Here is a 7,118-nt window from a genome sequence, read left to right on the forward strand (position 1 = left end):
GCACATTGATGTGGGCATCTTGATTTTGCTCTTCTACTTCGATAAACTCAAGTAAAATCTTGTCAAAATCAAGAACCTGTAAAGTATTGTCTGTGTGTTGATATTCTAAGCCGAACTTCTTAAAACGTTGCGCCCAGTATTCAGTAGAATCCTTAGGAATTTTGAATTGGATACTGGACAAATAGTCACTCCCATCTTGCCTTTCTACATCAAAGCGTTGATCCGGAAAAAAAGTCACTACAGTTCCAGGAGTCCCCATAAAATCACCGTAATACACATGTCGCATATAGATATTACCTTGATTAATAGAGTTTTTCACCAAACGCAAGCCTAAAATATTAACATAAAAATCAAAATTCTGCTCAAAGTCAGCTGTAAGTAGAGATATATGATGTAGTTCCATATGCCCGCCTCCTATGTTTACAATTGTAAACCTATCTTTTTGATATGTCAAGAATAAATGTTGAGAAGAACGTATAATAAAAACACTTGAGAATATTGCGAAAAATTCTTTTTATAATTCAGCCAAAGCCAGGGAAAATGCACCATTGGTTGAGGATACTTCTTCTGTTATGATAGAGGCTGTTGGCACAAATTTCTTTACTTCTTGTATAAATGTTGTCTGCACTTGAGGTATTTTCAAAAGGACAGAGCCCTTTAAAGCAATGCCTATGTCTTGGGGCCGATCTAATTTGTTATAGTTATCAATTGTTATCTGTGCCAAAAACTGTCCTGCTTCTCTCAGAATATTTTGAGCTGCAATGCTGTCCTTATTTGCTTCGGCAACAATAATCGGTGTCAGTGCTGCAAGTTCCTTCTTAGGTGCGCCTTAGACAAATCGTTTTATTGCGAATGAATCAGGAAGGTTAAGATAATGGAGAATCGCATTTGAAAGTTGGGATAAAGGTTTCCCTTGGTCTTCGTCGTTTGCCATCTTTTCAATAGCCTGAAGAGCAATCCAATATCCAGAGCCACGATCGGCTCCGATCAGATGCCCCCAACCACCAGTCATTACTTGCTTTTCTCCTCTGTGACCAAAACTGACAGCACCTGTCCCTGCGGTTGTCAAAATACCATCACCCTTAGGGAAATAGGCCGCATGTGCGATATGTGCATCAGTCTCTATCCGGATAGGAACCCCAAAGGAGGATAAAGCTTGCTGAAGCTCTGCGTTATATTTTCCTGAACCTATTCCAGCCACACCTAAAGAAAGGGCAACTAACTCCGCATCAGGTAATACATTCAAGCACCTTTTGATGGCTTGCAATTTGTATGGAAAAGATGCACTTTTTAATTTTGTGAATAAACCGGCAAATTCTTGCTTTTTATTTTTTTTAAGTTAGAATTAAAGTGTCGAGGTTTGCGAGCGATTTCATAACCACTCCCAAACTCAATTCAAATTTATTATTTAGGAGAATCTAAATGAAAACCACTAAATTGGCTTCAATCGTAACTTTGTCAGCAGCTTCAATCTTCTTGCTTGCAGCATGTGGCAACAACAATGACTCAGCAAACGGCAACAACGATGCGAAAACTGAACAATCTGACAGCAGCAAATCAGCTGATGCCTTCACAGGAGCAACTGCTGGAGCAAACAGTTTCGAAGATTTACAAAAAGGTTTGTCTAAAAACGGTTCATGGTTGGCAGCAATCACAAAAGATATGGATGCTTCAGGTAAAACTTTGACTGTTGAGGGTGTTTATGCTAGCAAAAACCAAATTGCACGTAAATTTGCAGCTTACGCACAAGATGCTGATCACGTTGTAACTGACCGTTACACTTTGACTGTTGATAAAGTTGAAGTAAAATCACCTGGTTTCAAGCTTTCTAATGGTACAATTAAAGGTGATGTAGCTGTCTTCGCACCTGGATTCGGTGCACAAAGCGGTAAAGGTGTTGAAGGTAAAGCAACTATCGATGGTAACTTGACTTTTGCAAGTCAAGACCTCATGGATGCTTATAATAAACTTCCTGAAGAGCAAAAACCAAAAGTAACAGGTGAAACTAAAGTTGTCGAAGGTGAAGTTCTTGAATTCCCTATGGGTGCAATCACTATTGGTGAACACGGTGAAGTAACTCACGAATTTGAAGGTAACGGACCTGATACTCAAACTGGTGCAACAACTGGTACAGATGCAGCTGATGTCTTAGCTTCAGGCTTGAGCGCTAAAGGTGCTTGGTTAGTATCTGGTAACTCAGATATCGATGCGGCTGATAAAGACATCACTGTTGATGGTATCTTCATGAACGAGAGCGGCCAAATTCAACGTACATTGGCATTGATCGCCCAAAACGACAAACACCAAGTCACAGATTCATTTACTTTGACTACAAAACGTTTGATCATTAAATCACCTGGCTTTGACCTCGAAGGTGGTAACATTAAAGGTGATGTTTACGTTGCAGAAAATGCATCAATCAAAGCTCGCGATATGAAAGGTACAGATGGCAAAACAATCCCATCTGAAATCAATGGTAACCTTTACTTCGCAACTCAAGAACAATTGGACGCATACAAAGAATTGGATGCCGCTAACCAATTTAAAGTTTCTGGCGAAGTTGCTGTAAAAACTGCTGAATAATTAAAAATAAAAGATCTCATAGGAGGTCTTTTTTATTTCAAATATACTATATAGCTAAAAAAGTAAAATCATCCCGATAGTCTGGGATGATTTTATGCTCTATATTGAAAGTAAAGTATCTCATGGTTTAACATATGCAAAGCCTGAGTTCTGTTTTTGGACGAGTTCCACAATACCAGCGGGCACAACTGTACAACCTTCTTGTAGGCTTTCTACTTTGTATCCTCTCATGTTTAAAGAATTTTGGCAAACGGCAACTTTGACGTCTCTTTTGAAGACTTCCACAAGATCCACTGGTGAGGACTTCAGTACCATTTCTACTGCTTCTCCATTTACTAAAATCTCAATCTTGCCTGGTTCTTTATTCTGAGTGAGCCATTCTTTGAGATTCTTTACGTTAGAGAGGAGTGTGTTCCATTTGTGGTTTTCATCAATATGCAGAATAACTTGTAACATCTTTATGTCTCCTATTAGATATATTGGGCAGTAAGTGAAGCTGAACAATTTCGTAACCCAGCTGACGGTCCTGCGTAAATCACTTGGCCACCAGCTGAGCCACCTTCTGGACCTATATCAATAATCCAGTCCGCTTGGCGAATGATATCTAACTGATGTTCAATCACGACCAAGGTATTGCCTTGGTCAACAAAATGTTTCATAATCTTCATCAGACGGCTAATATCAGACAGATGCAGACCTGTTGATGGTTCATCCAGAATAAAAAGATTTCCTTTTTGATAAAACTCATTAGCCAACTTCAAGCGCTGACGTTCACCACCAGATAAAGTACTCGTTGGCTGTCCCAATGTCAGATAACCAAGTCCTACTTCGTTCATAGCTTTTATTTTTTTCTTAATCGCTGGAGCAGACTTGAAAAAATCCAATGCTTCTTCAATCGTTAAGTCTAGGACTTCCGTAATATCTTTTCCTTGATATTTAAAGGCTAGAGCTTCCATCTTGTAACGTTTCCCCTGACAAACTTCACAGGTTTGTTTCACTGTTTCCATAAATGCCAAGTTAGATTCGATATAACCTCTACCTTCACAAGCGGAGCACGCGCCTTCGGAGTTGTAGCTGAATAGACTAGGCTTAACTTCATTCACTTTTGCAAAGGCTTTTCTGATGTTATCCATAATGCCTATAAAAGTCGCTGGATTCGAACGACTGTTGGCAGCTAGACTTGCTTGTGTCACCATAATAGCTTCTGGATAAGTTGATCGTAAAGAATGCTCTACAAGTGTTGATTTTCCTGAACCAGCTACACCGGTCAAAACGGTGAGAAGCCCTTGAGGAATCTCAAGATGCTCATTTTTAAGGTTGTTAGCGTTTGAAATTTCTCCTTGATAAAAGTGAACAGGATGTCTTGGTTTTTCGTTAATGGTTGTCATCTTAGAAAGATATTTTCCCGTTAAACAATCAGACTGAAGAAGCTGCTCATAGCTTCCTTCAAACATAATTTCACCACCATGTACACCAGCACCAGGTCCAACTTCTATCACCCAATCAGCAATTTTGATGACATCCGGATCATGCTCAATAATAAGCACAGTATTTCCTTTATCTCGCAACTTTGTAAAGATGCTATTAATACGAGACACATCCCTCGGATGCAGACCAACAGAGGGTTCATCAAAAACATAGAGCATATCCGATAGCGCGTTATTTAAATGCTTTACTAATTTTACACGCTGAGATTCTCCACCAGATAAAGTCGTCGTTTCTCGATCAAGACTGAGATAACCTAACCCAAGGTCGATCAGATGATCAATTTGTTGTTTAAGGTGTTCTGTTCCCTCGTGTGGAGCCAGAGCATCACTTAAGTCTGTCAGCTCCATACTCATCAAATCCGCAAAGCTATGTCCGAACCAACGTACCGCTAGTGTTTCTTGGTTTAAACGTTTCCCTTGGCAAACTGGGCAAAGTGCTTCATGCGTATAAGTTGCAAGTGTCTTTTGGGCACCTGCAGACAAGTCACCTTCTTTCTGCAAGAAACCACGATTAAACTTGTCAACTATTCCCTCGTAGGTAAGATTGTATTCGCCCATTTTGATTTTGCCGACTTCTTTGCCGTGATAAAGGCGATCCAGCTCTTCTACTGTATAATCTTTCAATAATTTTTCACCATCAAAAAGACCATTCTCTACATACATTTTGGTGATTTTTTGGTAAGGCTTAAAAAGAACTGCACCATTATTAAGTGAGCGTTCTTTATCAATAAAAAGATCCATTTTCAACTCTAGTTTTTTACCAATACCTTGACATTCTGGACACATGCCCGCTGGAAGATTAAACGAAAAATGGTCTGCTCCAAGCTGGGGGCTTCCTCCACCTGCAAACAGTTGACGAATAACAGGTGCAATATCAGTGATTGTCGCAAGAGTCGAGCGGGCATTGCCCCCTAAAGTTTTTTGGTCAATGACGATGGAGGCCGGAAGATTTTCAATCCGCTCCACATCAGGACGTTCGTATTTGGGTAGAAACTGTCGAACAAATGCAGGCAAGGTTTCATTTAAGAGGCGTTGTGACTCATCGGCAAAAGTATCAAAAACAAGGCTTGATTTCCCAGAGCCCGAAACACCAGTAAAGACTGTTATTTTCTTCTTGGGGATTTCAAGCGATACATTCTTTAAATTATTGACCTTATCTGCAATGACACGAATCGTATTAGGCATCGTTTTCTCCTTTTTCATAAAGTCCGTAGACAAGAGCCTGCAAACTATAAAATTCAATTTTTGGGGGTTGCTTAAGTCCTATTCTATCATTTTTTTAGTTGTTTTTATCTGATTTTCAAAGCTTTTTATTTTTAATGATAATATTGATGCTTTCTCGTATAAATGAATTACAAATCATTAGTAAACTACACGCACATTGTGTACAATAAAGAATAAAAAGTGAGTGCTACCATGAAAATTTCAATTAATCTTTTTGTGCAAGATATCAAGCAATCTCTAAAATTTTATCAAAATGTTTTCGGAGCAAGCATTCAGGATGGATGCCATTTTAAAATAGAAAATTATCCCTTTGCTTTAGCTGAAGTAAAAGAAAACACCCCGAAATCTCGAGGCGGTGTTGGTCTTTGTCTGCAAATCTATTTGAAGGATATTGACAATATTTTAGCACTGGCATTTGATAATGGCGGACAAGTGGTTGCTCCCGGTACGCCTGAAAACCCTTCTTTCATTGCTCATGGCCAGCGTGTCATTAATATCGAAGATCCCTCAGGCCATATCTGGTCTGTGACAGAAATATGAAAGCAAACTCTCACAGCACTCAAGCAAGAAGCTCCAAACAGTTATTCAAGTCCTACTTTATAGCGATAATCATAGTCTGTGGCACCACGGTTATAGGGCGCTGAGACGAGCACGGCTTTTGTGCGTACTTTATGGTTTTTAATGGCTGCAATGGTTTCCGGTTTGTCATCATAGAACCAATCAATATCCAATCCAATAATTAACGGCAGTTTCTCCTCAGTAAAATAAATTTTGTCATAATAAATACCGAAACGATTAAGTGATTCTATCGTTTCTTTAGCATAAGAAACATGACGTGCTGTAATCAGTACTATTTCTGCTCCGTTCAAATGTTCTTCTGCCAAATCTTCGACCATCTTGCGATTTGGCGTACTTTCTCTGATAATTTTTCGCTGAATGTCTTCATCCATTGTTGCATAATAAATCAAGTCATAGTCAATAGCTTCCATCGTTTCAATATTTAAGTTAGTGCCCAACTTTTGATTGGTACATTCAATGGCTTTCTTCATAGAAAAAATTACACCATCAAGATCATAGCCCATCACTTTACGGCGCGGAAGATAACGCACTTGACCAGTTTCGTCACGTAAAAACTGCATGGTAACATTCACCCCCTCAATCTCTTCACCTGGCAACTGATGCTGTGGTGCTAACTTGGACTCTTCCATTAGTAAAGAAAGTAATTCTTCCTTAGGCAAGTTGTATTTATCAATCATATGCACTCCTCTTTGTATTCGAATCAGTTTCTATTATAAATCTAGTATAACAAAAATATAATTTCTCACGTAAAAATACAAGGTAATACTTGTGCCAACTCACTACATAACGATATAAAAAAACAGCCAATAATGGCTGTTTTTTATTGCAATCTTATCCAAAATATTGGAAGCTTGCATCTAAATTGAACTTAAATGATTATTTAAGTGTGATTGAAGCACCAGCTTCTTCCAATTTAGCTTTGATTTCTTCAGCTTCTGCAGTTGCAACGCCTTCTTTGATCATTGTTGGTGCGCCATCAACGAGTTCTTTAGCTTCTTTCAAGCCAAGACCAGTGATTTCACGAACAGCTTTGATTGTAGCAACTTTTTTGTCGCCTGCTGCTGTCAATTCAACGTCAAATGAATCTTTTTCTGCTGCAGCTTCGCCGCCAGCAGCTGCTACTGCTACAGGAGCAGCTGCAGTTACGTCAAATTTTTCTTCGATTGCTTTAACGAGCTCAGAGAGTTCGAGGATTGTTGCTGTTTCAAGTTCAGCAACGATGTTTTCAATGTTCAATGCCATTTT

Annotated in this window: 9 protein-coding genes; 2 read left to right on the forward strand and 7 right to left on the reverse strand. The window is 39.1% G+C overall.

All coding sequences use genetic code 11. The features are described from left to right. From LACDD01_RS12245 to LACDD01_RS12255, 3 genes are all read right to left on the reverse strand, one after another. The coding region (locus tag LACDD01_RS12245) for a VOC family protein (RefSeq protein WP_231863354.1) at positions 1 to 403 on the reverse strand (403 nt) is incomplete at its 3' end. Between the two features lie 111 nt (positions 404 to 514). Then, positions 515 to 724: a hypothetical protein gene (locus tag LACDD01_RS12250; protein ID WP_231863355.1), complete on the reverse strand. Its 210-nt coding sequence runs from the start codon at positions 722 to 724 to the stop codon at positions 515 to 517. Between the two features lie 105 nt (positions 725 to 829). After that, entirely contained in the window at positions 830 to 1,246 is a 417-nt protein-coding gene (locus LACDD01_RS12255) for a BadF/BadG/BcrA/BcrD ATPase family protein (RefSeq protein WP_231863356.1), read from the reverse strand. 176 nt (positions 1,247 to 1,422) lie between these two features. Here LACDD01_RS12255 and LACDD01_RS02770 point away from each other — a divergent pair, with 176 nt between their 5' ends. After that, positions 1,423 to 2,583, forward strand: coding sequence for a hypothetical protein (locus LACDD01_RS02770; RefSeq protein WP_019293462.1), 1,161 nt, complete (start codon positions 1,423 to 1,425; stop codon positions 2,581 to 2,583). A gap of 120 nt (positions 2,584 to 2,703) precedes the next feature. On the opposite strand, the gene LACDD01_RS02775 is transcribed toward LACDD01_RS02770, so the two are convergent. Both LACDD01_RS02775 and LACDD01_RS02780 read right to left on the reverse strand, forming a co-directional pair. Beyond that, positions 2,704 to 3,039, reverse strand: a complete 336-nt coding sequence (locus LACDD01_RS02775; protein WP_061413132.1) for a DsrE family protein — start codon at positions 3,037 to 3,039, stop codon at positions 2,704 to 2,706. 14 nt (positions 3,040 to 3,053) lie between these two features. Then, the gene (locus tag LACDD01_RS02780; protein ID WP_061413133.1) at positions 3,054 to 5,255 is read right to left on the reverse strand and encodes an ATP-binding cassette domain-containing protein; all 2,202 of its coding nucleotides are present in this window, start codon (positions 5,253 to 5,255) and stop codon (positions 3,054 to 3,056) included. Positions 5,256 to 5,486: 231 nt separating this feature from the next. On the opposite strand from LACDD01_RS02780, the gene LACDD01_RS02785 reads away from it, so the two are divergent. Further along, positions 5,487 to 5,834 (forward strand): VOC family protein, encoded by a 348-nt coding sequence (locus LACDD01_RS02785; protein WP_061413134.1) that lies wholly within the window; start codon positions 5,487 to 5,489, stop codon positions 5,832 to 5,834. Positions 5,835 to 5,875: 41 nt separating this feature from the next. On the opposite strand, the gene LACDD01_RS02790 is transcribed toward LACDD01_RS02785, so the two are convergent. Together LACDD01_RS02790 and rplL are read right to left on the reverse strand one after the other, a co-directional pair. Continuing rightward, a complete protein-coding gene (locus tag LACDD01_RS02790) occupies positions 5,876 to 6,550 on the reverse strand; it encodes a 5' nucleotidase, NT5C type (protein ID WP_061413135.1) in 675 nt (224 codons plus the stop codon). A 199-nt stretch (positions 6,551 to 6,749) separates the two neighbouring features. Next, a complete protein-coding gene (gene rplL, locus LACDD01_RS02795; RefSeq protein WP_004257497.1) occupies positions 6,750 to 7,115 on the reverse strand; it encodes a 50S ribosomal protein L7/L12 in 366 nt (121 codons plus the stop codon). Positions 7,116 to 7,118 lie beyond the last annotated feature (3 nt).

Origin of the sequence: Lactococcus sp. DD01, from assembly GCF_001578715.1 — a bacterium.
Lineage (GTDB): Bacteria > Bacillota > Bacilli > Lactobacillales > Streptococcaceae > Lactococcus > Lactococcus petauri.

Coding starts and splice junctions, on each gene's coding strand:
- LACDD01_RS02770 (WP_019293462.1), top strand. CDS start 1,423: ATGAAAACCACTAAATTGGCTTCAATCGTAACTTTGTCAGCAGCTTCA.
- LACDD01_RS02775 (WP_061413132.1), bottom strand. CDS start 3,039: ATGTTACAAGTTATTCTGCATATTGATGAAAACCACAAATGGAACACA.
- LACDD01_RS02780 (WP_061413133.1), bottom strand. CDS start 5,255: ATGCCTAATACGATTCGTGTCATTGCAGATAAGGTCAATAATTTAAAG.
- LACDD01_RS02785 (WP_061413134.1), top strand. CDS start 5,487: ATGAAAATTTCAATTAATCTTTTTGTGCAAGATATCAAGCAATCTCTA.
- LACDD01_RS02790 (WP_061413135.1), bottom strand. CDS start 6,550: ATGATTGATAAATACAACTTGCCTAAGGAAGAATTACTTTCTTTACTA.
- rplL (WP_004257497.1), bottom strand. CDS start 7,115: ATGGCATTGAACATTGAAAACATCGTTGCTGAACTTGAAACAGCAACA.